The organism is Peribacillus sp. P4_B1 (genome assembly GCF_056402395.1).
In genome coordinates, this window is the sequence record NZ_JBFUHM010000187.1 from 1 (window position 1) to 525 (window position 525).

At 65.1% G+C, this 525-nt stretch carries 1 protein-coding gene; it reads right to left on the reverse strand.

Annotated features, from left to right (window positions below):
* Positions 1-525 (reverse strand): aldehyde dehydrogenase family protein (locus tag AC1DVK_RS27185; protein WP_477627857.1); only part of this gene is annotated, 525 nt, incomplete at both ends.

Consider the following 525-nt stretch of genomic DNA (forward strand, 5'->3'; position numbering starts at 1 on the left):
TTGACGGTGGTGTAAAACTCCGCGGCGTAACGGCCTTGCTCGCGCGGGCCGTAGCTGGATCCCTTGCGCCCGCCGAAGGGCACGTGAAAGTCGACACCCGCCGTGGGCAGGTTCACCATGGTCATGCCGACCTCGGCGTGGCGCTTGAAATGCATGGCGTGCTTGAGGGAGGTAGTGCAGATGCCCGCGCACAGGCCGAAAGGCGTGTCGTTGGCCAGGGCCAACGCGTGGTCAAAGTCATCGGCCTGCAGCACGCATGCCACGGGGCCGAAAATCTCTTCACGCGCAATGCGGTGCTCCGGCCGGGCCAGGAAAAGCGCCGGGTTCATGTAATGCCCCGGTGTCGGGCGTTCCAGCAGTTCGCCGCCCCAGACATGCTCGGCGCCCTCGTTGCGCCCTATCTCAAGATACGACTGGTTCAGCTCAAGCTGGCCCTGGTCAACCACGGGGCCCATTTCTATGCCTTGTTCCAGCGCGTGGCCCACCTTGAGCGCGGCGATGCGGTGGCGCAGCCGGGCAACGAAG